The organism is Serratia sp. EWG9 (genome assembly GCF_019913725.1).
Taxonomy (GTDB): Bacteria; Pseudomonadota; Gammaproteobacteria; order Enterobacterales; family Enterobacteriaceae; genus Serratia; species Serratia ureilytica.
This window is the reverse complement of sequence record NZ_JADNRO010000003.1, coordinates 458,180-481,111: the sequence shown is the minus strand read 5'-3', so window position 1 is coordinate 481,111 and position 22,932 is coordinate 458,180. Positions and strand designations below refer to the sequence as shown.

At 60.7% G+C, this 22,932-nt stretch carries 24 protein-coding genes and 1 tRNA gene; 14 read left to right on the top strand and 11 right to left on the bottom strand.

Annotated features, from left to right (window positions below):
• Positions 1-155 precede the first annotated feature (155 nt).
• Entirely contained in the window at positions 156-575 is a 420-nt protein-coding gene (locus ITX55_RS10535; protein WP_223085033.1) for a putative T6SS immunity periplasmic lipoprotein, read from the top strand.
• 66 nt (positions 576-641) lie between these two features.
• Here the strand turns inward: ITX55_RS10535 and ITX55_RS10530 are convergent, their stop codons facing one another.
• Positions 642-1,538, bottom strand: coding sequence for a glycerophosphodiester phosphodiesterase family protein (locus ITX55_RS10530; protein WP_089191217.1), 897 nt, complete (start codon positions 1,536-1,538; stop codon positions 642-644).
• Positions 1,539-1,721: 183 nt separating this feature from the next.
• Here ITX55_RS10530 and dinB point away from each other — a divergent pair, with 183 nt between their 5' ends.
• The gene (gene dinB / locus ITX55_RS10525) at positions 1,722-2,783 is read left to right on the top strand and encodes a DNA polymerase IV (protein WP_033641978.1); all 1,062 of its coding nucleotides are present in this window, start codon (positions 1,722-1,724) and stop codon (positions 2,781-2,783) included.
• A gap of 42 nt (positions 2,784-2,825) precedes the next feature.
• Here the strand turns inward: dinB and pepD are convergent, their stop codons facing one another.
• On the bottom strand, positions 2,826-4,286 hold the full coding sequence (pepD, locus tag ITX55_RS10520) for a beta-Ala-His dipeptidase (protein ID WP_046688291.1): 1,461 nt from the start codon (positions 4,284-4,286) through the stop codon (positions 2,826-2,828).
• A gap of 339 nt (positions 4,287-4,625) precedes the next feature.
• Here pepD and gpt point away from each other — a divergent pair, with 339 nt between their 5' ends.
• From gpt to ITX55_RS10485, 7 genes are all read left to right on the top strand, one after another.
• The gene (gpt, locus tag ITX55_RS10515) at positions 4,626-5,084 is read left to right on the top strand and encodes a xanthine phosphoribosyltransferase (RefSeq protein WP_033651025.1); all 459 of its coding nucleotides are present in this window, start codon (positions 4,626-4,628) and stop codon (positions 5,082-5,084) included.
• 303 nt (positions 5,085-5,387) lie between these two features.
• On the top strand, positions 5,388-6,635 hold the full coding sequence (frsA, locus tag ITX55_RS10510; RefSeq protein ID WP_033651026.1) for an esterase FrsA: 1,248 nt from the start codon (positions 5,388-5,390) through the stop codon (positions 6,633-6,635).
• A gap of 60 nt (positions 6,636-6,695) precedes the next feature.
• Entirely contained in the window at positions 6,696-7,097 is a 402-nt protein-coding gene (crl, locus tag ITX55_RS10505; RefSeq protein ID WP_033651027.1) for a sigma factor-binding protein Crl, read from the top strand.
• Positions 7,098-7,213: 116 nt separating this feature from the next.
• Positions 7,214-8,317, top strand: a complete 1,104-nt coding sequence (proB, locus tag ITX55_RS10500; protein ID WP_033651028.1) for a glutamate 5-kinase — start codon at positions 7,214-7,216, stop codon at positions 8,315-8,317.
• Between the two features lie 9 nt (positions 8,318-8,326).
• Positions 8,327-9,580 (top strand): glutamate-5-semialdehyde dehydrogenase, encoded by a 1,254-nt coding sequence (gene proA / locus ITX55_RS10495; protein ID WP_019454296.1) that lies wholly within the window; start codon positions 8,327-8,329, stop codon positions 9,578-9,580.
• Between the two features lie 191 nt (positions 9,581-9,771).
• Positions 9,772-9,847 (top strand) — tRNA-Thr (locus tag ITX55_RS10490).
• Between the two features lie 193 nt (positions 9,848-10,040).
• On the top strand, positions 10,041-10,259 hold the full coding sequence (locus ITX55_RS10485) for a TM2 domain-containing protein (protein ID WP_033641985.1): 219 nt from the start codon (positions 10,041-10,043) through the stop codon (positions 10,257-10,259).
• A gap of 50 nt (positions 10,260-10,309) precedes the next feature.
• Here ITX55_RS10485 and ITX55_RS10480 read toward each other — a convergent pair whose 3' ends face one another.
• Positions 10,310-10,843: a hypothetical protein gene (locus ITX55_RS10480; protein ID WP_033651031.1), complete on the bottom strand. Its 534-nt coding sequence runs from the start codon at positions 10,841-10,843 to the stop codon at positions 10,310-10,312.
• Between the two features lie 501 nt (positions 10,844-11,344).
• Between ITX55_RS10480 and ITX55_RS10475 the strand changes: the two genes are divergently transcribed.
• Entirely contained in the window at positions 11,345-12,442 is a 1,098-nt protein-coding gene (locus tag ITX55_RS10475) for a hypothetical protein (protein WP_072628324.1), read from the top strand.
• Positions 12,443-12,445: 3 nt separating this feature from the next.
• Here ITX55_RS10475 and ITX55_RS10470 read toward each other — a convergent pair whose 3' ends face one another.
• The 6 genes from ITX55_RS10470 to ITX55_RS10445 all read right to left on the bottom strand — a co-directional run bounded on the left by ITX55_RS10470 (position 12,446) and on the right by ITX55_RS10445 (position 18,591).
• Positions 12,446-13,150, bottom strand: a complete 705-nt coding sequence (locus ITX55_RS10470; RefSeq protein WP_108680210.1) for a hypothetical protein — start codon at positions 13,148-13,150, stop codon at positions 12,446-12,448.
• Positions 13,151-13,166: 16 nt separating this feature from the next.
• On the bottom strand, positions 13,167-14,342 hold the full coding sequence (locus tag ITX55_RS10465; RefSeq protein ID WP_223524198.1) for a hypothetical protein: 1,176 nt from the start codon (positions 14,340-14,342) through the stop codon (positions 13,167-13,169).
• Positions 14,339-15,625, bottom strand: coding sequence for a hypothetical protein (locus ITX55_RS10460; RefSeq protein ID WP_223085032.1), 1,287 nt, complete (start codon positions 15,623-15,625; stop codon positions 14,339-14,341). Before ITX55_RS10460 ends, ITX55_RS10465 begins: the two co-directional genes overlap by 4 nt.
• 53 nt (positions 15,626-15,678) lie before the next feature.
• Positions 15,679-16,203 carry a cytochrome b561 gene (gene cybB / locus ITX55_RS10455; protein ID WP_094141578.1) on the bottom strand — a complete coding sequence of 175 codons (525 nt, stop codon included), beginning with the start codon at positions 16,201-16,203 and terminating at the stop codon, positions 15,679-15,681.
• A 277-nt stretch (positions 16,204-16,480) separates the two neighbouring features.
• Entirely contained in the window at positions 16,481-18,082 is a 1,602-nt protein-coding gene (locus tag ITX55_RS10450) for an ABC transporter substrate-binding protein (RefSeq protein ID WP_033641991.1), read from the bottom strand.
• Between the two features lie 128 nt (positions 18,083-18,210).
• On the bottom strand, positions 18,211-18,591 hold the full coding sequence (locus ITX55_RS10445; protein ID WP_108680213.1) for a helix-turn-helix domain-containing protein: 381 nt from the start codon (positions 18,589-18,591) through the stop codon (positions 18,211-18,213).
• A gap of 84 nt (positions 18,592-18,675) precedes the next feature.
• Between ITX55_RS10445 and ITX55_RS10440 the strand changes: the two genes are divergently transcribed.
• Entirely contained in the window at positions 18,676-19,443 is a 768-nt protein-coding gene (locus ITX55_RS10440) for an NAD(P)H-dependent oxidoreductase (RefSeq protein WP_108680214.1), read from the top strand.
• Here ITX55_RS10440 and ITX55_RS10435 read toward each other — a convergent pair.
• Positions 19,440-19,688: a hypothetical protein gene (locus tag ITX55_RS10435; protein ID WP_004940639.1), complete on the bottom strand. Its 249-nt coding sequence runs from the start codon at positions 19,686-19,688 to the stop codon at positions 19,440-19,442. The genes ITX55_RS10440 and ITX55_RS10435 overlap by 4 nt on opposite strands.
• A 192-nt stretch (positions 19,689-19,880) precedes the next feature.
• On the opposite strand from ITX55_RS10435, the gene ITX55_RS10430 reads away from it, so the two are divergent.
• Complete coding sequence (locus ITX55_RS10430) at positions 19,881-20,285, top strand: Exc2 family lipoprotein (RefSeq protein ID WP_033651039.1); 405 nt, start codon at positions 19,881-19,883, stop codon at positions 20,283-20,285.
• Between the two features lie 108 nt (positions 20,286-20,393).
• Positions 20,394-21,035 (top strand): DsbA family protein, encoded by a 642-nt coding sequence (locus ITX55_RS10425; RefSeq protein ID WP_108680215.1) that lies wholly within the window; start codon positions 20,394-20,396, stop codon positions 21,033-21,035.
• A 35-nt stretch (positions 21,036-21,070) separates the two neighbouring features.
• On the opposite strand, the gene ITX55_RS10420 is transcribed toward ITX55_RS10425, so the two are convergent.
• A complete protein-coding gene (locus ITX55_RS10420) occupies positions 21,071-21,793 on the bottom strand; it encodes a phosphatase PAP2 family protein (protein WP_108680216.1) in 723 nt (240 codons plus the stop codon).
• Positions 21,794-22,016: 223 nt separating this feature from the next.
• Here ITX55_RS10420 and feaR point away from each other — a divergent pair, with 223 nt between their 5' ends.
• Positions 22,017-22,916: a transcriptional regulator FeaR gene (feaR, locus tag ITX55_RS10415; protein ID WP_033644202.1), complete on the top strand. Its 900-nt coding sequence runs from the start codon at positions 22,017-22,019 to the stop codon at positions 22,914-22,916.
• The last annotated feature ends 16 nt before the right edge of the window (positions 22,917-22,932 follow it).

The following is a 22,932-nucleotide window of genomic DNA, read 5'->3' as shown; positions in this document are numbered from 1 at the left end:
GGCCGGGTTTTTTATTTGGGGCCTTGCCGAAAGGCGTATGAATGTTTGGCTGGGCGTGATTAACAATGGTGTGAATTTTCAGGGCGTAACGGATAAAACGATCGCCAGAAAATACGAATATGCGCTTTCTCAGTTTCTTAAGCAGAGGTAACAGGATGAACCGCATTATTTTGGCTGGAACGCTAACTTTGTTGCTCGCCGGCTGCATGCACATGAACGATCCGAGGCCAAAAAACTACGCGGCCAACGTCACTGTCGTTGATAACCACGTTTGTGTGCGGGTTCAACCTGAAGGGGACGAGCGGTTGGCCGGCGTTATTATCGAAGAAATCGGCAATGCCAACGCTATCTTCGGCAAGCACTTCACGGATAACGAGATGCCTGCGGTCACCGCGGCTACGTGCATTCCCGACGATAATTATAAATTCGAAGACGGGAAGTCTTACGGGGTATCGGTGACGCTGTTGTCGCCGGATAAACGAAGTCAAGGTCTTGAGCCTGCCGCCCGGCTGTTCGGCGCTGGGTTTAGTGTTCGCAATGAAAATGGCACCATCCAAGTGGTTCCTGCTCGCTAACGGATGTTGAAACCTGGGCGGGCATAAGGCGGGTTTGTCGAACCGCCTTATGCCGTAGCCGGTTATTTATTTCGCCTTGCGGAAGCTTTTCGCCTCGGCCGGGGAGTTAACCATCACGCCGTCGGCGCCCAGCGCCAGCGCCTGCTGATATTCCTGCGGCGAGTTGACCCCGAACAGGATGATGTGCGCCGGGCCCTGCGAGCGGAAACAGTCCATCGACTCTTTATCCCAGGTCAGAAACGCCTTTGAACGCCCTTCGCCGAGGGTATATTTCTCTACCACTTCCACCTCGCGTTTCAGCTCCAGCCCGTACCAGCGCGGCTGCTGGTTGTCCGGTTTGACGTCGCACTGGTGCGCCATGGTGACGTTGGCCAGCAGCGTGCGGGTCTCGTCGCGGCTTTCAAAGCGCGGGATGGCCGGCGGCAGCGCCTGCAGGTATTTGGCGTCGGTAGAGTAGACGCGGGTGCGGTTCAGGCTGTCGGTGCTTTGCAACGTCGCCAGCAGCGCCTGGCCAAACTGCGCCGGATCGGCGTCCGGGGATTTGATGTCCAGATAAAAGGTGACGTGCGGAAACGCCTTCAGCACGTCGTCGAGGCGCGGAATGCCGATGCCCCGGCCGCGGAACGGGTGGGCGTCACCCTTGGCGAAGGCCCAGCCGGCATCGGTCTCGGCCAGCTGCGCGGCGGTATAGGCAGAGACCGGGCCCTGCCGGTTGGTCAACGCTTTCAGATCCGAGGGGCGATACAGCACGATGACGCCGTCTTTGGATTCTTGCAGGGTGATCCAAATGGCGTCGGCGCCGTTTTTCAATGCCGTTTCGATAGCGATGCGGGTGTTTTCCGGCGCATCGGCGGTGCCGCCGCGGTGGGCGACGATCGCCGGCGCATGACCGGCGGCGGCGCTGGCCGCCAGCGCGTTCAGCGACAGTGCGGAAGCCAGCAGCAAATGAGAAAATCTGATCATGTAGGATACCTTGTCGTTATCGTTGTGGAGAGCCGCACGGGATGGCGGAAATCATACTATTGAAAAATTAAGCTTTTTTAACAACGCGGAAATATCTGGCGGAAACGCCGCTTTCCTCGAGCTCCGCGGCCTTGAGCTTTCGGTATCTGACTGTATACTTATACAGTGTTACTGGAGGGTGCGATGCGTAAAATCATTCATGTCGATATGGACTGCTTCTTCGCGGCGGTGGAAATGCGCGACGATCCCAGCCTGCGCGATATTCCGCTGGCGATTGGCGGCAGCGCCGATCGGCGCGGGGTGATCAGCACCGCCAACTACCCGGCGCGGCGCTACGGCGTACACAGCGCCATGTCCACGGCGATGGCGCTCAAGCTGTGTCCGCATCTCACCCTGCTGCCGGGGCGCATGGCGGCCTATAAAGAGGCTTCGCTGCACATCCGTGAAATCTTCGCCCGCTATACCCCGTTGATCGAGCCGCTGTCGCTTGATGAAGCCTATCTCGACGTGACAGACAGCCCGCAATGCAACGGTTCGGCGACGCTGATCGCTCAGGAGATCCGTCAAGCGATTGCCGACGAGCTGAACCTGACCGCGTCGGCCGGCGTCGCGCCGATCAAGTTTCTCGCCAAAATCGCCTCCGAGATGAACAAGCCGAACGGGCAATACGTGATCACGCCGGCGCAGGTGCCGGCGTTTTTGCAGCAGCTGCCGCTCAGCAAGATCCCCGGCGTCGGCAAGGTGACCGCCAAACGGCTGGAGGAAGTGGGGCTCATCACCTGCGCCGACGTGCAGCAATACGATTTGGCGCAGCTGCTCAAGCGCTTCGGCAAGTTTGGCCGGGTGTTGTGGGAGCGGTGTCAGGGCATCGATCGGCGCGAAATCTCGGCGGAGCGGCTGCGCAAATCGGTGGGGGTGGAGCGCACGCTGGCGGAAGACATTCACGACTGGGAAGACTGCGAAACGCTGATTATCGACAAACTCTATCCCGAGCTGGAGATGCGGCTGCGCAAGGTAAAGCCGGATCTGCACATCGCCCGGCAGGGCGTGAAGCTGAAGTTTCAGGATTTTCAGCAAACCACCCAGGAGCACGTCTTCCCGGTGCTGAACCGGCAGGATTTGCTGGAGGTGGCGCGGCAGGCGTGGCGCGAGCGGCGCGAAGGGCGCGGCGTGCGGCTGGTGGGGCTGCATGTGACGCTGCTCGATCCGCAGCTGGAGCGGCAGCTGGCGCTGCCTTGGGAATAAAAAAGCCGGCGAGTTGCCGGCTTTTTGCGTTAAGCGCGCAGATTACGCGCGCTCAGGGATCGCTTTCAGCAGCGAGGTCAGCAGCTTCCAGTACAGACCGACGCTTTCGATATGCACTTGCTCATCCGGCGAGTGCGGGCCGGTGATGGTTGGCCCGATCGATACCATGTCCATGTTTGGATACGGCTTTTTGAACAGACCGCATTCCAGGCCGGCGTGGATCACCATGATGTTCGGCGTCTTGTTGAACAGCTCCTGATACAGCTCGCGCACCAGGTGCATCACCGGCGAGTCGGCGTCCGGCTGCCAGCCCGGGTAGCCACCCTTCGGCGCCACGTTGGCGCCGGCCAGTTGGCCCAGCGCGGTCAGCATCTCGACCACATAATCTTTGCCGCTGTCGATCAGGGAGCGGATCAGGCAGATGATTTCCGCTTCGTTTTCGCTGGTGGTGACTACGCCGACGTTCAGCGAGGTTTCCACCACGCCTTTGACCGCGTCGCTCATGCGGATCACGCCGTTCGGCGTGCCGTTCAGCAGCGCCAGGAAGCGTTGCTGGCTGTCGGCGCTCAGCGCCTGCGAAGCGCTGGTGGTCGGCTCCAGCAGCACGGTGATGTTCTTCTCTTTGGCGGAGAGTTCGTTCTGCAGCACGGCCAGGAACTCTTGGCTCAGCGCTTTCAGCGCGTCGGCTTTTTCTGCCGGCACCGCTACCACCGCGGAGGCTTCACGCGGGATGGCGTTGCGCAGGGTGCCGCCGTTCAGGTCCAGCACGCGCAGGTTCAGCGCCTCCGCATGGGCGAACAGGAAGCGCGCCAGCAGTTTGTTGGCGTTGCCCAGCCCGACGTGGATCTCGGCGCCGGAATGGCCGCCTTTCAGGCCCTTGAGAGTCAGCTTCAGGGTTTGGTAACCGGCCGGCACCGCTTCGCGCTGCAGCGGCAGGGTGGTGATGAAGTCGATACCGCCGGCGCAACCCATGTAGATTTCGCCTTCTTCTTCGGAATCGGTATTGATCAGGATGTCCGCCTGCAGCCAGTTCGGCTGCAACCCGAAGGCGCCGTCCATCCCCGCTTCTTCGGTCATGGTCAGCAGGACTTCCAGCGGGCCGTGCTCAACGCTGTCGTCGGCCAGCACCGCCAGGGCGGAGGCCATGCCGATGCCGTTGTCGGCGCCCAGCGTGGTGCCGCGCGCTTTCACCCACTCGCCGGCGATATAAGGCTGGATCGGATCCTTGGCGAAGTCGTGCACGGTGTCGTTATTCTTTTGCGGCACCATGTCCAGGTGCGCTTGCAGCGCCACCGGCTTGCGATTTTCCATGCCTTTGGTGGCCGGTTTGCGCAGCAGGATATTGCCGACCTGATCGCGCTCGGCGTGCAGGTTCTTTTCTTTGGCCCAGGTGAGGATGTGCTGCGCCAGCGCTTCTTCATGATAAGAAGGGTGCGGGATAGAACAGATCTTGGCGAAAATATCCCACAGCGGCTGTGGCGAAAGCTGAGACAATTCAGACACTATAAGTCTCCTGTGACGGCAGGCTCCGACAGGACGGGCGTGCCGCGCGGTTAAGGTGAGTGGGCATCTGTGCGTCGTGGCACGATCATCAGAGAATATCACTTTATTTCCGGCGGTGCGCGCCCCGTATTGTGCGGTTTAAGCGCTTGATCACACGGCTTCGCGGCGGGAACGTTCGTTTTTTCAGCATCAATCACCGGAAAGCTGCGCGGCGGAAATCACGAGGTTTTCCTCGGTACAGCTGGAATTCAACGCGGCCAGTCTCTATAATCTCGCGCAACCTTTTTTCCCCTGAACTATAAAGTAAGCCGCTTCACCAGCCGGCTGGGACACGATTCTATGAGCGAAAAATACGTTGTTACCTGGGATATGCTGCAAATACACGCACGCAAGCTGGCGCACCGCCTGCTGCCTGCCGACAAATGGACGGGCATCATTGCCGTCAGCCGCGGCGGCCTGGTGCCGGCGGGCCTGCTGGCGCGCGAGCTGGGCATCCGCTATGTGGATACCGTCTGCATTTCCAGCTATGACCATGACAACCAGCGCGAAATGAAAGTGCTCAAGCGCGCCGAAGGCGACGGTGAAGGCTTCATCGTGGTGGACGATCTGGTGGATACCGGCGGCACCGCGAAAGCGATCCGCGACATGTACCCGAAAGCGCATTTCGTCACCATCTTCGCCAAGCCGGCGGGCCGTCCGCTGGTGGACGACTACGAGGTCGACATCCCGCAGGATACCTGGATCGAACAGCCGTGGGACATGGGCGTCAGCTTCGTTCCCCCTATCGGCGGTCGCTAAGTCCAGCCAGTTCCAATTCAACGCCCGGTTATGCCGGGCGTTTGTTTAATGATAAACGTGATGGCGTTGTCAGGCTTACCGAAGGCAAGATATAAAAAATAAGGAAAATCAATTTATTGATTTTCGGCCGTTGACCACAAAGGAGGAAAAACCACGCTTTTTCCTCCTTTGTCAGCCGCCTGACGCCCGGTTATGCCGGGCGTTTGCGTTATCTTGGTTTATCCCGCCAGAGTTAGGTACACTACCTCCAGTTAAGTAGGCCTTTTGCGGCCTATCGCCAGATTTACGGAGGCTGTTGTTACCATGGCACAGGCCAACCTTTCTGAAATTCTTTTCAAGCCCAAATTCAAACACCCTGAAACCTCGACGCTGGTGCTGCGCGCGCGCAACAAAGTGAGCGCCGCCATGCATTCCGCATTGGAAGGCGACACTACCGGCAGCTGGTATCGCATGCTGAACCCGCTGCTGTGGGCCTGGCGCGGCGTCAGCCCGATCGAAATCCACGAAGTGCTGGCGCGTATCGCCGCCTCGGACGCCGAGCGCAGCAATCCGCAGCGGCTGGATACCGTGGTGGGCTACCGCAATGGCAACTGGATCTACGAGTGGATCCATCAGGGCATGCAGTGGCAGCAGCGGGCGACGGAGCAGCAGGATCCGCTGGTCGGCGGCGAGTACTGGCTGAAGGCCGCGAGCCTGTACAGCATCGCCGGTTACCCGCACCTGAAGGGCGACGAGCTGGCTGAACAGGCGGAGATGCTCGCCAACCGCGCTTACGAAGAGGCGGCGCTGCTGTTGCCGTATCAGCTGAAAGAGCTGGAGTTCCGCATCGAAGGCGGCGGCTGCGTCACCGGTTTCCTGCACATGCCCGAGAAGGGCGAAGCGCCGTTCCCGACGGTGCTGATGTGCGGCAGCCTCGATACGCTGCAGACCGATTATCACCGTCTGTTCCGCGACTACCTGGCGCCGCACGGCATCGCCATGCTGACGCTCGACATGCCGTCGATCGGCTCCTCCTGCAAGTGGAAGCTGACGCAGGACTCCAGCTACCTGCACCAGCAGGTGCTGATCCAGCTGGCCTCGGTGCCGTGGGTGGATCATCAGCGGGTGAGCGCTTTCGGCTTCCGTTTCGGCGCCAACGTGGCGGTGCGATTGGCCTATCTGGAGCCGCAGCGGCTGCGCGGCGTGGCCTGCCTGGGGCCGGTGGTGCATCGCCTGCTGTGCGACAGCAGCACCCAGTTGAACGTGCCGGACATGTATATGGACGTGCTGGCCAGCCGCATGGGCATGGCCAATGCTTCAGACAACGTGCTGAAAGTGGAGCTGAACAGCTACTCGCTGAAAATGCAGGGGTTGCTGGGGCGCCGTTGCCCGACGCCGATGATCTCCGGCTACTGGGAGCGCGATACGCTCAGCCCGAAAGAAGAGTCGCAGCTGATCGTCACCTCTTCGGTGAGCGGCAAGCTGATCGCCATCCCGCGCACCCCGGTTTACGATAGCTTCCACCGGGCGTTGCTGCAGATGTCCGGTTGGCTGAAGGATAAAATGCGTTAATTAGTTGCTAAATTTTAACAATTTGTTAAAAAGAGTGGTCTACATTGAGGAGGTTAGAGAATGACGTTACCGAGTGGTCACCCTAAAAGCCGACTAATGAAACGTTTTGCCAGCTTGGGGCCGTACCTGCGTGAAGGGCAATGTGAGAACGACCGGTTTTTCTTTGATTGTTTGGCCGTCTGCGTCAATGTAAAGCCCGCTCCGGAGAAGCGTGAGTTCTGGGGCTGGTGGATGGAGCTGCAGGCGGAAGAGGCGCGCTTCACCTATTCGTACCAATTCGGCCTGTTCGACAAGGAAGGCAACTGGACGACGCAAAACATTAAAGATGATGAAGTGAACGCCAAACTGGAAGACACCCTGCGCGACTTCCATCGCCGCCTGGGCGAACTGCTGGCGACCATGGAACTGGGGCTGGAACCCGCCGATGATTTCAAAGAAAAACTGATCAAACTCTCCGCCTGACCCCGTTTGACCACGTATTGTGCTGATTTCGCGTTGTGCCTGTTGGCATAACGCGTCTCTCCTGTTACAAAGACCTTTGCACTCTTCTTCTCATCATTACACACGGCAGAAATACTATGAACGGCAGCCAGACATTGGTTGTGAAATTGGGCACCAGCGTGTTGACCGGCGGATCGCTGCGTCTGAACCGCGCCCACATCGTCGAATTGGTGCGCCAGTGCGCGCAGCAACACGCCGCGGGTCACCGCATCGTCATCGTCACCTCCGGCGCCATCGCCGCCGGGCGCGAGCACCTGGGCTATCCCGAGCTGCCCGCCACCATCGCCTCCAAGCAGCTGCTGGCGGCGGTGGGGCAGAGCCGGCTGATCCAGCTGTGGGAACAGCTGTTCTCCATTTACGGGATCCACGTCGGGCAGATGCTGCTGACGCGCGCCGATCTGGAAGACCGCGAGCGCTTCCTCAACGCGCGCGACACCATGACGGCGCTGCTGGACAACCGTATCGTGCCGGTAATCAATGAGAACGACGCCGTCGCCACTGCCGAAATCAAGGTGGGCGACAACGATAACCTGTCGGCGCTGGCGGCCATTCTGGCCGGGGCCGACAAACTGCTGCTGCTGACCGATCAGCAGGGCCTCTACACCGCCGATCCGCGCAACAACCCGCAGGCCGAACTGATCCGTGAAGTGCACGGCATCGACGACGCGCTGCGCGCCATCGCCGGCGACAGCGTCTCCGGTCTGGGCACCGGCGGCATGGGCACCAAGCTGCAGGCGGCCGACGTGGCCTGCCGCGCCGGCATCGACGTGGTGATCGCCGCGGGCAGCAAGCCGGGCGTGGTGGCGGACGTGATTGAAGGCAAACCGGTGGGCACTCGTTTCCACGCGCTGGAAACCCCGCTGGAAAACCGCAAGCGCTGGATCTTCGGCGCGCCGCCGGCCGGTGAGATCACCGTCGACGACGGTGCGGTGGAAGCGATGATGGCGCGCGGCAGCTCGCTGCTGCCGAAAGGCATCCGCGAAGTGAAGGGCGACTTCTCGCGCGGCGAAGTGATCCGCATCCGCAACCAGGCGGGGCGCGATCTGGCGCACGGCGTCAGCCGCTACAACAGCGACGCGATGCGCATGATCGCCGGGCACCACTCGCAGGAAATCAGCGAAATCCTCGGTTATGAATACGGTCCGGTAGCAGTGCACCGCGACGATATGATTGTCAGTTAAGGAGTGAGCATGCTGGAGCAGATGGGGAAGGCCGCCAAGCAGGCCTCCTGGCAGCTGGCGGTGCTGAGCACGGCGAAGAAGAATCAGGTGCTGTCGGTGATGGCCGACAGGTTGGAAGCCAACAGTGAAGCGATCCTGCTGGCGAACGAACAAGACATGGCGCAGGCGCGCGCCACCGGCATGAGCGAAGCGCTGCTCGATCGCCTGTTGCTGACCCCGGCGCGGCTGGCGGCGATCGCCAACGACGTGCGCCAGGTGTGTCGCCTGAACGATCCGGTCGGCCACGTGCTGGACGGCAACCTGCTGGACAGCGGGCTGAAGCTGGAGCGCCGCCGGGTGCCGCTCGGCGTGATCGGCGTGATTTACGAGGCGCGGCCGAACGTCACCATCGACGTCGCCAGCCTGTGCCTGAAAACCGGCAACGCAGTGATCCTGCGCGGCGGTAAAGAGACGCACAACACCAACCAGGCGACGGTGAAAGTGATCCAGCAGGCGCTGGAACAGTGCGGCCTGCCAGCGGCGGCGGTGCAGGCGATCGACAGCCCGGATCGTGCGCTGGTGAACGAACTGCTGCGCCTGGATCGCTATGTCGACATGCTGATCCCGCGCGGCGGCGCCGGCCTGCACAAGCTGTGCCGCGAGCAATCGACCATCCCGGTGATCACCGGCGGCATCGGCGTGTGCCACACCTACGTGGATGCCGACGTTGATTTCGACAAGGCGCTGACGGTGATTGAAAACGCCAAGATCCAGCGCCCGAGCGCCTGTAACTCGCTGGAGACGCTGCTGGTGAACCGCAGCATCGCCGCCGAGTTCCTGCCGGCGCTGAGCGCCAAAATGGCGGCGGTGGGCGTGACGCTGCACGCGGCGGAAAACGCGCTGCCGCTGCTGCAGGGCGGCCCGGCGACGGTGGTGCCGGTGAACGCGGAGGATTACGACGACGAATGGCTGTCTCTGGATCTGAACGTGCTGCTGGTGGACGATATCGATCAGGCCATCGACCACATCCGCACCCACGGCACTAACCATTCCGACGCGATCCTCACCCGTTCGCTGAGCAGCGCCGAGCACTTCGTGCGCGCGGTGGACTCCTCGGCGGTGTACGTCAACGCCAGCACCCGCTTCACCGACGGCGGCCAGTTCGGCCTGGGCGCGGAAGTGGCGGTGAGCACCCAGAAACTGCACGCCCGCGGCCCGATGGGCCTGGATGCGCTGACCACCTACAAGTGGATTGGCTACGGCGACGATCTGGTGCGCAGCTAAGGCCGGATTGCGGTCATAAAGAGGTCAGGGCGCACCATGCTGCGCCCTGATTGTTTTTGGAAAAGGGGGACTGCACGACAGTCTGGTTGCTTGCAAAACAACCAAACGCCCCGGCGGGCTATTGACTCATTTCGCGCGCAGGTCTACCTTGTTCAACGCACTTCCGGCTTGCCCCGCAGGCCCGGCTCGATGCCGATATAGCTCAGTTGGTAGAGCAGCGCATTCGTAATGCGAAGGTCGTAGGTTCGACTCCTATTATCGGCACCATCCTCTCCATACTCCCTCTGCTTATCCTTTCGCCGGTTAAACAACCGTTTAATTAATCACTGTTATAATTACCCCTGTTGAGCCTTGATGGAGGAATGTTTTCCTCCTCAAGCATTGCGATGCGGCGCTCTGTGGAGCGGCATCCGTTTTTATGCATGCCGGTGGTTCGGTGAGAAGTTAGGAGAAGTGAACTATGAGCAGAAAAGACAAGCTCGCGGCGGCCCTGTTGGCCATCTTCCTGGGCGGACTGGGCATTCACAAGTTTTACCTGGGGATGAAGTGGTGGGGGCTGTTCTACCTGCTGTTCTGCTGGACGGGGATCCCATCGATTGTCGGCTTTATCGAAGGCATTATTTATCTGTTCCAATCGGAAGAGAAGTTCAACCAGAAATACAATCCTGGTCTGATTTAAGGCTTTGCTGACGGCGCTTCCTGTTGCGGGAAGCGCCGTTTTTCATTCCGTTACTGTTTCTTCATCATCATCTTGCCGCGCATCTCTTTGCTCATCATTTTATTCGAGCTGGAGATCACGCAGTTATATTGCTTGCCTTGGTTAATGATCATAAAGGTGCTGACCGGATTTTTAAAATCCTTGTCGATGGTGAAATAAATATAGGCCTGCGGCAATGCGGCCGGTTTAAAGGCGCCGAAGGCATACACATCCGCCAGGCCCAGCGCGGAGAGATCGACCGTCAGCTCCATGGGTTTCATGGAATCCGGCGATGGGAACATCGACTTGGCCGACATCATCATGGTGCTGCTGTTGATGGTGTAATCGGTTTTGACCTTCATGCCGATATATTTCGATTCCGGCATGGAAAGTTCTTTTTGGCAGGCGGCGTCGTGCTGCGGCGCCGGGCTGCCGTTTTCCATCACGGCGTGCACGTGTTCCAGCATCACTTCCGCGTTGCCGGTGGTAGGTTGTGCATCGGCCGCGTAAGCCGCGCCGCTGAAGGCGGCTACAGAGGTAAGGATAATGCCCGTAACGATTTTCATTGTCGGTCTCCGGAATGCTAATAATGATATTAATTGCGGTGTGTAGCCTATTGGCCTGATAAAACGCAAAGTGACCCGTTCCGTGGAGATAAAATATCCTCGGAATATTGCTGGAAAAGAGTTTTTCTTCCTCGCGGTAAGCAAGGTTGTGTTAATTTTTTAAGCGCCTTTCTGATTTTTTATTCGGTATTTTTTCCTGCATATAAATAGTATGTCTAAACATAGTCAATGTTTAGAATATGTACAAATTATTGCGATTTTTTCTCTTTACGCTTTCTGTTTTTTTAATCGAGCAATAAATATTTATTGAGATACAGAGAGTTATGTTTTTACGCTGGGACCACTCGGTGAAGCGTTATTTATGTGATCTTCATAGTCACAGAAATAACGCTGAAATTATTACCTTTCTATTTAACGGCTAATTATTCATGGCATAGGCTTCAACCCCACTAACCGCCTGAGCTAGAATCAGGCGGTTTTCTCTTCGAAAAGGATATCGCCATGGCCGCCTGGGCGCTTTTGATCGTCGGTTGGTTATTGATTTGGCAGGATCACCCGGTTTGGGGTGTGCTGTGCATCGCGCTGTTTGCCGTGCTGCAATGGGCGAAGCACGCCGCTAAAAGCGGGCAAGAACCCGAAGAGGCGACAGAGTGGCGCAAGACCGACTGGCGTTCGCAGCCGATTGAGATGGCGCACGCCGGCGACAGCGACCGGCAGATTGGCGGCGTGGGGGAACTGGGCATGGGCGGCCCCAGCTTTTGGACGCTGCTGCTGCGCGACGGGGCGATTGTGCATGGCGCCTGTGCCGCGCCGCAGGACGTGGACGATGGCAAGCTGCGCCTGATACCGACCCGCAGCCGCGAGGGAGAGGAGCTGACGGTATACGAGCCCGCCGCCCGGGCGATGTATGCGCTGCCTGCGTTGACCGATCGCGAGCTGGGAGCCTTGGCCGCCGGTTCCGTTGAGGCGTTGGTGCGGCTGCGGGCGACGTGTCGGCAGGTGGAAGCCACGCCGTTGCACCTTGTGCGCGGTCTGTGGGTGCCGCAGTGGGTAGCGGATCCGGCGGATCGGCTGGAGATCACGTTGCCCAGCGGCCGCGTGCTGGCGGCGCGCTCGATGTTGCCGGCGGATCTGCGCCAGGCGGACGATCCTGCCGCGCTGCTGCACACGCCGCCTTATGAACTGTTGTTGGATAACAGGCCGACCGATCGCTTCGTGCGCGATCTCGAACGCGTGGCGGAATCCCCGTCGGGTGACGGTTTGAGCGTCGGCGGCTGCCAGTTCCGCGGCGAGCATATCGTCGATGGCCTATACCATCTCTACTTCGCCGGCGAGTGGTTCAGCCTGCTCTCTTATGCGCATAAACCGGCGGGAGGGCGCGGTTCGGACACCACCTTTTTCGTCGAGCGGGTCGAGCCGCAAGACGGCGGGGTTTTTGTGATTGAATGGGATGCCTACAGCGTGGGGCCAGGCGGGCGTGAGCCGCGCGTGCCGGCCCCGCCGGTATTGGTTATCGCGGTAAGTTGGCAGGAAACGCCGCTGCAGTTGCCAACGGCCAACAACCGCGTGACCGTGCGTTTGCCCAACGCCACGGCGTAAGGCTTAAGGCAGCACCCTGACTTCGCCGTTGTGCATGGTCAGCACCGCGATCGGGCTGCCGGAGAAGCACTCCCTAAAGATCCAGTCGCTGGGCCGAAACGCCGCCGCAGGCAGCCCGGCCTGCCACTCCTCCCACTGCGGGGTCGGCTTATCCGGCGGTAAAGAGAAAGAGACCAGCCAACCGGCTTCGCAGTGCACCGTTTGGCCGGTTGGACGGGTGAAGGTATGCGCACCTGCCAGCTCCATCACCGGCGGTAAAACCTCGAAGGCGATGATCGGCACGCCGGCCACGCTCTGCGGCTGAGGAAAGCGCACGGCGGTCACACCGTTCATCGTGATGGGGCTGTCTTCGGTGCCGGGCTGGCGCGGCTCCTGCCGGTTTACCCAGCTGCCTTTCGGCAGCGTGATTTCACCGAACGGTTTTGCCTCGTCGAGCGTCAGGTAGCTGCGCCGATTCCAGTGTTCTTCCGCCCGCTGGCTCTTGATATCCTGGATGGCGATGCCGATAAGCATCAGTACGCACGCCACCGGATAGACCGCCAGCGCCGAGGCCAGCAGAAAGCCGAACCAGGAAAGCGGCGGCCGCGGGCGGCCGCAGCGGGCGGCGGCGTAGCGCCAGCCCCACCAGGCGAGCAAGATGCCGGTGGGCAGCAGCGCCAACAACAGCGCCAGCAGGCCGGCGGCGCCGGCGCCATAGCCTAACAGCATGGCAGGTTCCTCATGTTCATGGCGTGGTGGATCGATAGCGAACGAAGTAGGGCAGCGCCGGGGTCTCCCCGTCATCGCCATAGTGGCTTTCCGGTTCGATCACGGTTTGGCGTGCGTCGTCCAACCCTTTGTACACATAGTCCAGCGGCTGCCGGTAGCGCACTTCGGATGAGCGCAGATCGAAAATCAGCGAGAGATGACCGTCGCCGTTATCCGTTTGGGCGACCAGCTTGTCGTTGCCCGCCCACAGCCGATACAGCGACTTGTAACCGGTCTCCAGCATCACTTTCAGCTGCCCGTCGGGTTGATGGCGCAGGATCTGATACAGCCCTCTGTCCAGCGTTTGGGCGATCAGGTAGATGCCGCCGTCCGGAGATTGCGCGCTTTCCTTCACGCGCACCGCCAGCCAATGCTGGCTCGTCACTTCACCGGTTTTGCCGTTAACGACGATGTGCAAAGCGCCGGAACCGGCGACAGGGTTCATCCAGAACAGCACGCGGTCGCCATCGACGGCGGTGAAAGTTTCGGGCATCGCCGCACGTGCGCTGGCGTAAGCGAGCGTTGAGGCATCACTCTCTTCGCGATCCTGTCCCAGCAGTTGCCGTTCTTCCAGCAGCGCCGGCAGATCCAGCGTCTGCCGCCAATGGGCGCCGAAGTCCGGGCTGTAGAAGATGCCCTCGGCGCCGACGAAATATAATCCGTCGCTGGAGCGCAGCGCCGCCAGCTTGCCGCTGACCAGAGTGGGGCGACTGTCGTTGTCAGCCTCTTGCCAGGGCAGCAGTTTACCGACGGAGCCCCGCTGCAAGTCGACCAGCCGCCGTCCTTCGGTGAGAAACAACACACAGCGTTGGCCGCTGCAGACCGCATCGTTCACCGATTCTTGCAGGCGGCCCAACATCCGCAGCCCCCGCGGGCCGGCGAACAGCAGTTGGCTGACATAGTCTCCTGACCAGTTGAAATAGCCGAGTCTGTTGTAGACCTCGACCCTTTTATTGGTCACCAACAACGCGCCGTCACCCGCCTGATAATTCTTGATGAAGTCATAATCGGCCACCGGCGGCAACGCTGCGTCGCCGCTGTTCCATTGCCAAGGCGCATAGCGCTGTTCGGGGCTGAGAAAATAGAAGCCCAGCGCGCTGAAAAGAAACAGCATCAGAATGATCAGGGGCCTTTTATAGAGCGGCAGCATCATGATTTCAGCTCCGTCACCTGAGCCTGCTGATACCGCCTGTGGCGCAGGTTTTTCAGATATCGATAAACCTGAAAAGCGCGGCGTTGGCCGGGGAGGAAGCGGCGGCAGCCCTGTCCGAACGCTTCAATCATCAATGCCAGCCCGCTGACCGACATCAGCAACAAGAACAGCAGCGGCGGCAGTTCACTGCCGATCTGTGCCAGGGCCCAGTGGTCCCAATAAAAGCCCTGTTGCTCGAGGTTGTCCCACAGAAACATGCCGAGCATGAAAGCGATCATGATCGCGCCACACGAGAAGATCACACGTGCGGACAGCGTGAGATCCGCTTCACTGCAGTAGCCGCTGCCGGCGACCAGGTAGGCCTGACGATCGCGGTGATTGATGATCCCTTGCACCAGACGCAGAGCCGGCAAGGCGTCATCCTGGCGGTACAAAATCTGCAGCGGGTCGCCCTGGGCGATAAAGAGCGGGTGCCGGCGGCGAAAAACGGGATGCAGCTTGGTGCTCCAGACGTTGACCGAACGAACGGCCAGCGCATAGTGCTCCCCCTGCAGTTGCAGCGCGTAGGTATCCACGGAATAAGTGCGTTGCCGATACTCTGTCTGGTAAAGCTCATAGTGCAGGGCGTTGACCGTCTCGATGCCGGAGGCCTCGATGCCGTCCGGAAGGGGAAGTGCGGTCTGCAGCGGTGCGGTCGTCGGCACGGCGTCTTTGCGGACGGCCCGGTATCTGATGCCGGGGATTTTCAGGCTGAGCGAATCGGGGGGCGTGACGTCTTGCCCCAGCAGCACGCGATCCAGCGCCCTGAGCAGACGCCTGCGGCCGCGATGCCCGATCAGCAAGAGCTCTGAACCGACGAACAGCACCATGCCGATGCCGATGAGGCCGGCGATGATGGCGATAAAGAACAGGGCAATGGTCAGCCAGGAATCTTCCCGGTCCATGATGAAAAAGGCGGCCGGGAAGCCACCGGCCAGCGCCGCGCCCAGCACCAGCAGGGCAAAGTATTTCAGCTTGTATTTCAGCGTTCTGTCGGGTTCCAGCCGGCCTTTCGTGCCGTGCAGCAGCCAGTGCAGCCAGTAGCTGCCGTCACGCAGGCGGTGAGCGCCGATCTTCACCCGATCGCCGGTAGCGAGCGTGGCCAGCAGATTTTCGCTGTCGCTGAAGTCGTCACGGTAAAAAAAGAACGTCTGGCCGGAGGCGATGATCCTCACCAGGTTGTCGGGCGCCGTCTGCTGGCAGGCGCATTGTTCGACGGTCACATTAAAAAATTGGGTTTGCATGTCATTCCCTGTCAGCGGGCGTGGCCCGAAAAGTCATCCCTGGCGCCGGGTATTCAGCGTTTTTTCATCAATGGCAGCATGCGCACCAGCGCATTGTCCTTGACGATGTAGTGATGGAACAGCGCGGCGGCGGCATGCAGGCCGATCAGCCAGTAGCCGAATGAGGCCAGCGTTTTATGCCAGCCGATAATCATCCGCGCCTGCGGCCGATCGGCCACGTCGGTGAACGGCATCGACAGGCCGAACAGATACCACTCCTTGCCGCCCAGATAGCGCGAATACACCCCCAGCACCGGCAGCGTCAGCAGCAGCAGATAAATCAGGGTATGCGTCAGGTGCGCCATGCCGGTTTGCCACTTCGGCGGTTTGGGCGCGATGGCGGGCGAGGCGTGGCGCCGGCGCAGGAGCAGGCGGGCCAGCATCAGCGCAAACACCGTCACGCCGCTGCTGAAGTGGGTGACAACCAGCGCGTACCACGGTGCGCTGCCCGGTTCGGCAAAGCCCCGCAGCTCGATGGTGACGCAGGTGATGACCAGCAGGATCGCCACCAGCCAGTGCAGGCGAATTTGCCACGGCATATAGGTGTTCTGCACCGGGTTACCTTTTGATGTTAAAGGGTCTGTGCGCCGATGGTAACGAAATGTTACATCGGAGGAAAGCGCGTGCGCGCAATTTAGGCAAAACGCCAGGCTCAACTCACTTATTAAGCTATTGGTTTAGTGGGTTATGCGCCTGACGGCAGGGGAGGCCGTGAGCGTCGTAAGGTATGAAGTTAACAGGCGGTAGATTCCGAGGCTGGCAGCTTATTAAGCGATGAAGCGGGTTGCGCCGCAGCCCTCGCTGCGGCGCCTGGGATCAGTTCAATTTGGCCTTGGCGAAATCGCTGCCGTTCACGTCCACCACGTAGCCGCTCAGGTTGCTGCGGGTGGCGTAGAATACTTTGCCGGTGGCCAGCGGTAGCCACGGCGCCTGTTTGGCGAAGATCACCTGCGCCTGTTGGTACAGCTTGGCGCGCGCCTGCGGCTGGTTCTCCTGGATCGCCTGCTGGATCAGCCGGTCGTAATCCTTATCGCACCAGCGCGCCACGTTGGCGCCGCTCTGCACCCCGGCGCAGCCGAGCAGGGTGGCGAAGTTGTCCGGATCGCCGTTGTCCGATACCCAGCCGTACAGTGCGCTCTGCTGCTCGCCTTTGCGCAGCCCGGCCAGATACTGGCCCCACTCCCAGGTGACAATCTTGGCCTTCACGCCCACCTTCGCCCAGTCGCTCTGGATCATCTCGGCGATGCGCTTCGAGTTCGGGTTGTAAGGGCGCTGTACCGGCATCGACCAGATGTCGGTCTCAAAACCCTGCTCCAGCCCGGCCTGCTTCAGCAGCTCGCGCGCCTTCTGCGGATCGTAGGCGTATTCCGGCAGTTTGTCGTTGTAGCCAAGCATGCCCGGCGGCAGCAGCGAATTGGCCGGCGTGCCGCTGTCTTTGAACACCGCGGCGACGATCGCTTTCTTGTCCACCGCGTAGCTCAGCGCCTGACGCACCAGCAGGTTGTCGAACGGTTTTTTCTGGGTGTTGAACGCCAGATAGCCGACGTTCAGCCCGGTAATGTCGTGCAACTGCAGGTTGCCGTCGGCCTTGATGGCGGCGAACTGTTCCGGCAGCGGCGCGGGGATGATCTGGCATTCGTTGGTTTTCAGCTTGGCCAGCCGGGTCTGCGGATCCGGCGTGATGGAGAAGATGAGGTGCTTGCTGGCCACTTCGCCCTGCCAGTAGTGCGGGTTGGCGATGTAGCGGATCAGCGAATCCTGCTTGTACTGCTGCAGCGCAAACGGCCCGGTGCCGATCGGCCAGTTGTCGACGTATTCCGGCGTGCCCTTTTTCAGCATCGCGTCGGCGTACTCGGCGGACAGGATCGAGGCGAAATCCATCGCCCAGTCGGCGACGAAGGCGGCGTTGGGCTGGCTCAGCGTGAAGCGCACGTGGTGTTCGTCCACCGCTTCCACCTTGGTGATCAGCTTATCCAGACCCATGTCGGTGAAGTATTCATAGTTGCCGCCGGAGACCTTGTGATACGGGTTGGCGGGATCCTTCTGCCGCATCACGGTGAACACCACGTCTTCGGCGTTAAAGTCGCGCGTTGGGGTGAAGTATTTGTTGCTGTTGAATTTCACGCCCTGGCGCAGGGTAAAGGTGTAGGTCTTGCCGTCCGGGCTGACGCTCCACTCGGTGGCCAGCGACGGGGCGGGCGTTTTATCGCTTTCGCGCAGCGTCACCAAGCGGTTGTACAGCACCTGCGAGGTGGCGATAAAGGTTGGCCCGGAGCTGGAGAGCTGCGGGTTGAACGATTCCGGCGAGGCAACGGTGCAGTACACCAGCGCATCGGAAGCGGCCAGCGCGCCGCCCGCCGACAGCAGGCCGCAGCCAGCCAGCACCAGCGCGGCGATTGGGTGTTTTAAAAACGTCAAGGCAAGATCCTCAGGTGGAGTGGGCCGTTACCGGCGAATTGAATTAACTATAGATAACGGATGGCGAGACCGGGAACAAGCGTCTCACCTGCGCATTCTGTGCGCTGCGCGTTGCTTGCCAGACCGCTTTACTCGGTCTCGCGCTTGCGGTCGGCATCATAGCGCTCGCGAGCGGCGTCCAGCTCGGGGAAATGGTATTCCGCCCAGCGGTCCAGCGCCGTCAGCGTCTCGACCAGCGAGCAGGCGACGGCGCTGAGCCGATATTCCACATGTGCCTGATTTTTTTCACTGAAATCCAGCCGTTCGAGCAGCCCGTTGCGTTCCAGCTGGCGCAGCGTTTGCGTCAGCACCTTCTGCGAAATGCCGTCGATGCGGCGCAGCAGCTCACCGTTGCGCATTGGCCGCTGCGCCAGCGCAGGCAGGATCAACATCACCCACTTGCCGGAGATCAGCGCCAGCGCATCGCGCGCGGAGCACTTGCTCGAATAGACGTCGCCGGGATAAGCCATTGGGGGTTACCTTCAGGTGCGTAATTGCCAAGGGGGCGATAAAGCCACAGCATAGCAGCACCACCTTACAACGGGAGAAACAGGATGAACGTGCTGATTGTGCTGGCTCACCCCGAGCCGCATTCCTTCAATGCCCATTTGGCCGAACAGGCGCGGCAGACCTGCCTGGCGCAGGGGCATCAGGTGAAGACGGTCGATCTGTATCAGGAGGGATTTGATCCGCGCGAGGGCGCCGGCCATTACCCCAGCAGAAAGCAGGCGGACAGATTTGATGCGATGCAGGAGCAGCGCCATCACTGGACGACTCAGGCGCTGCCGGCGGAGATCCGGCGGCATATCGAGCTGCTGCACTGGGCGGATACGCTGGTGCTGCAGTTTCCTTTCTGGTGGTTCGGCGCGCCGGCCATCATCAAAGGCTGGATGGATCGGGTGTTCGTTTACGGCGGGATCTACGACAGCCGCCACCGCCATGAGAACGGCGTAATGCGCGGCAAACGGGCGCTGCTGACCGTCACCGCCGGCGCTTCCGCACAGGCCTGCGCGCCGAACGGGCGTGACGGCGATATGCGGCTGATGCTGTGGCCCATCATGCATGCGTTGCACTATATCGGTTTTAGCGTGCTGGAGCCGTTCCTGGTCTATGGCGTGCGCGGCGGGTTGGCGGGCGAGGCTCTGCAGGCGCAAAACGCCGCGTTGGCGCAGGTGACGCAGGCGTACCGGGACGGTTTGAACGTGTTTTCCGCCTGGCCGGCGGTGCCGTTCAACCGCAATGAAGATTTTGACGCCGATCTGGCGCTGAAGCCCGGCGCGCCGGTGTATAGCCCGTTCGTGCGGCATTGCGATCCGGATTAGAATCCGGCCTTTAGCAGTTCCTCGCGCAAATCGTCGATAATCGCCGGTTCGATGTCGGGGAACTGCTGCTGAATATCGGCGATGGCTTCGGCCACGCTCGGGCCGGCGAAGGTGCCGGAGAAGGGCAGCAGCGGCAGGTTCGCGTCGCTGTCCGGCAGTTCGCCGCGGATGGTGCCGGTGATCATGCCCGCTTTTTTTTCCGCCGTGAGGTCGTACTCTCCCACGCTTTTGTCGATCGGTTTCATTGGCCGCCTCGCTGTCGGTGAGTGTTTATCCTGTCTGTTAAAGCATAGTGTTTCAGGCAATGAATACCAATCAATGTATATAATATTAATATAAAACAAGGTGATGCGCGTTTTGTCGTTTGACGTTCGCCGGGGGCCGGCGCTATGCTCTAGGCGCTAAAGGAACCTTCCTCACTGACAGGGACAGACGACATGAAAAGACTGAAAAGCGCGGCGCTGTTGTTGCCGCTGTTGGCGCTCAGCGCCTGCACCCATCACCTCAGCAGCGCCGAGCTGCACGCCAAGCACTACATTTATCAAACCCGCGACGATTTCGATCCGCAATTCCGCACCGATGTGAACGGCAGTATTAAGAACGCCGTGCCGATGTTCGAACAGTTCTACCAGCTGGGGAAAAAGGATCGCGCGGCAGGCGTGGCGCGCAGCGAGGCGCAGAAAAAGGCCGACTATCTGGCCAGCCCGGAATTCCAGCAGAACATGGAACACAAAACCATTTTCATCAACCGCACTTACAGCGGCTCCGACAACCCTAAACGCCGCCAGGTGTTCTCGCAGGAAGCGGTAGGCGCGTACTGGGACGGTTACGAAGGGCGCTGAACATAATCCCTCACAAATAGAAGGTAATAAAAACTGGTCTTCTGGCGGTTATTTGATTATAAAAACCGCCGCTAAGGACGATGTTCATAGATGAAACCAGGAGTGTTTATGTTGGCAAAAGTTAAGCGTTCGTTCGCCGCCGCCGTCGTATTGATGTTGGCGCTGCCCGCGGTTCAGGCCGCGGATTACCGCGCGGGCGAGCAATACACCCGGCTGGATAAGCCGGTGGCCGCCGCGCCGGCGGTGGTGGAGTTCTTCTCCTTCTACTGCGGCCCTTGTTATCAGTTCGCCGAAACTTACCGTGTGGGCAGTACCGTGGCGCAGGCGCTGCCCGCGGGCGAGAAAGTCACCAAATATCACGTCAGCCTGATGGGCAAACTGGGCAATGCGCTGACCGAAGCCTGGGCGGTGGCGACGGTGCTGGGCGTGGAAGACAAGATTGAAGGGGCGATGTTCGACGCGGTGCAAAAACAGCGCGCCGTCAACAGCGCCGACGATATACAGCGGGTGTTCACGGCGGCCGGCATCGATGCCGCCACCTATGAAAACGCGCGCCACAGCCTGCTGGTCAAAGGGTTGATCGCCAAGCAGAATGAAGCGGTGAAAGCGTTTGACGTGCGCGGCACCCCGTCGTTCTACGTGGCTGGCCAATACAAGATAGACAATGCCGGCATGGCCAGCACCAGTGTTGAAGGCTACGCCAAAGAGTACGCGGCGGTGGTGCGTTACCTGTTGGACAAACAGCCGTAAACCGGGCCGTCAGGGCCCGGTGTCAGCCGCCGGGTCTATTTCGCCGCGGGTAAATCCAGCGCCTGACGCAGCTCATCACGGGCTTGCCGATACTGCTGCTGGAAATCCTGCTGTTGCGAAAGCTGCTGGCTGATCACGCTGCCGGCGATGCGGCCCATCTCGATATCGGAAGGGTAGTGGATCCCCGCCACCACCCGGTTGTCGCCATATTGCCAGGCGCGCGTCATGATGTCGGCGCGCTTCTCCGGCACCATGTTGGCCAGGGTGATGCCCATCAGCGTGCCCAGCGTGGTGTGGCCGGAAGGCCAGGAGCCGGAGCTGGAGCGCTTGACGATCGGCTCGATGCGGCTGTCCAGCATATGCGGGCGCGGGCGCTTCCAGAAATCTTTCGCCGGATCGACCACCGCCGCTTCGGTCGCGACGATGCGATCGAAGAAAGCGCTCACGGCCGGCAACGCTTTGGCGTTGAACTGCGGCCCCATCACATTGCTGTACACCCAGACGTTCTCTTCCGCATCTGCCTTGGCCTGGCTGGCCATTTCCGGCGTGCGTTTTTGCTGCATGTCGAGGACTTCCCGCAGTTCGCGCTGGGTCTGCGCCGAGTCGTTGGCCGGCGGCGGCGGCAGGATGTGGGTCAGATCCACCTGCTGCGCGGTGGTGAACGGTTGGGCTTCCTCTGTCGCCTGCGCATGGAACGCGGCCAGGGCGCTGGTGGTAAACAAACACAGCGCTAAAACAGATTTTTGCAATGATTTCATCGGGTCATGTCCAGGGTGTCAACGTGAAGGGGGAGCAGCCTGTATCTTTGGCGAGGCCTGTGAAGATGAGATGACGATTTCGTGACGGATTGATGACGACGCGCCGGGCGAACTGTGATCGCGGCGCCAAATCCCCCGCTCGCCATTGATTGTGTGTTAACGGATTGTTATGGTGATTTTCTGTTCAACGGCGCAGCGCCGCCGGCGTTTGAAGGGAGAGATCATGACGGCATTGGCAACGCTCCGCGACGCCGGCTTCGAAGAGTGGCTGGGCAAAATCAACACCGCCTGCGGCAGGTTCTGCGCGAAAACGCTGGGGCCGGGTTTCAGCGGGGCGATGCAGGAGTTCCGCGCCCATGCGCTGCGTCTGAGCGTGGTCGACGTGGCCCAGGCCCGGCTGTATCGCACGCCGCGTGAAATCGCCCGCAGCGACGGCGCGCACTTTTTTACCGTCTTCCAGCTGCGCGGCAGTGCGTTGATGGAGCAGGGAGATCGCCAAACGATGCTCTCTCCCGGCGACATGACGCTGATCGACGCCTCACAGCCCAGCAGCTTCACCTTCCAGCGCGATTCGCGCCAAATCTCTTTGCTACTGCCGCGCGGCTGCCTGCCGCTGCCGCCGCCTTGCGCGCAGCGTCTGGGGGCGGAGCTGAGCGCGGTGCGCCTCAGCCGCCAGCTGGTGCTGAGCAGCATGCAGGATCCTCAGCTCGCCGCGGCGGAAAGCGAGGCGGTGCTGAATGCGCTGGCGGCGCTGCTGCGCCCGGCTCTGGCGCTCGAACAGGCGCGGCCGGAAGGGCAGCACCCGGTCTTTGACAAGGCGCTGGCGCTGATCGACAGGCATATTCAGTCGGCGCAGCTGCGTCCTGAGTGGGTAGCGGCCGAGCTGGGGGTATCGTTACGCAGCCTGTATCGGCTGTTCGCCCGTCAGGGGCTGGTGGTGGCGCAGTACATCAGGAACCGCAGGTTGGATCTGTGCGCGCAGGCGCTGCGCAGCGCCGCCGGGCAGGAAAAGCTGGCCGGCATTGGCCTTGACTGGGGCTTCGCCGATCACAGCCATTTCTCGACCGCTTTCAAGCAGCGTTTCGGCATGTCGCCGAGCGAGTACCGTCGGCAGTATCAGTAAGTCAGGGCGCGGGCCA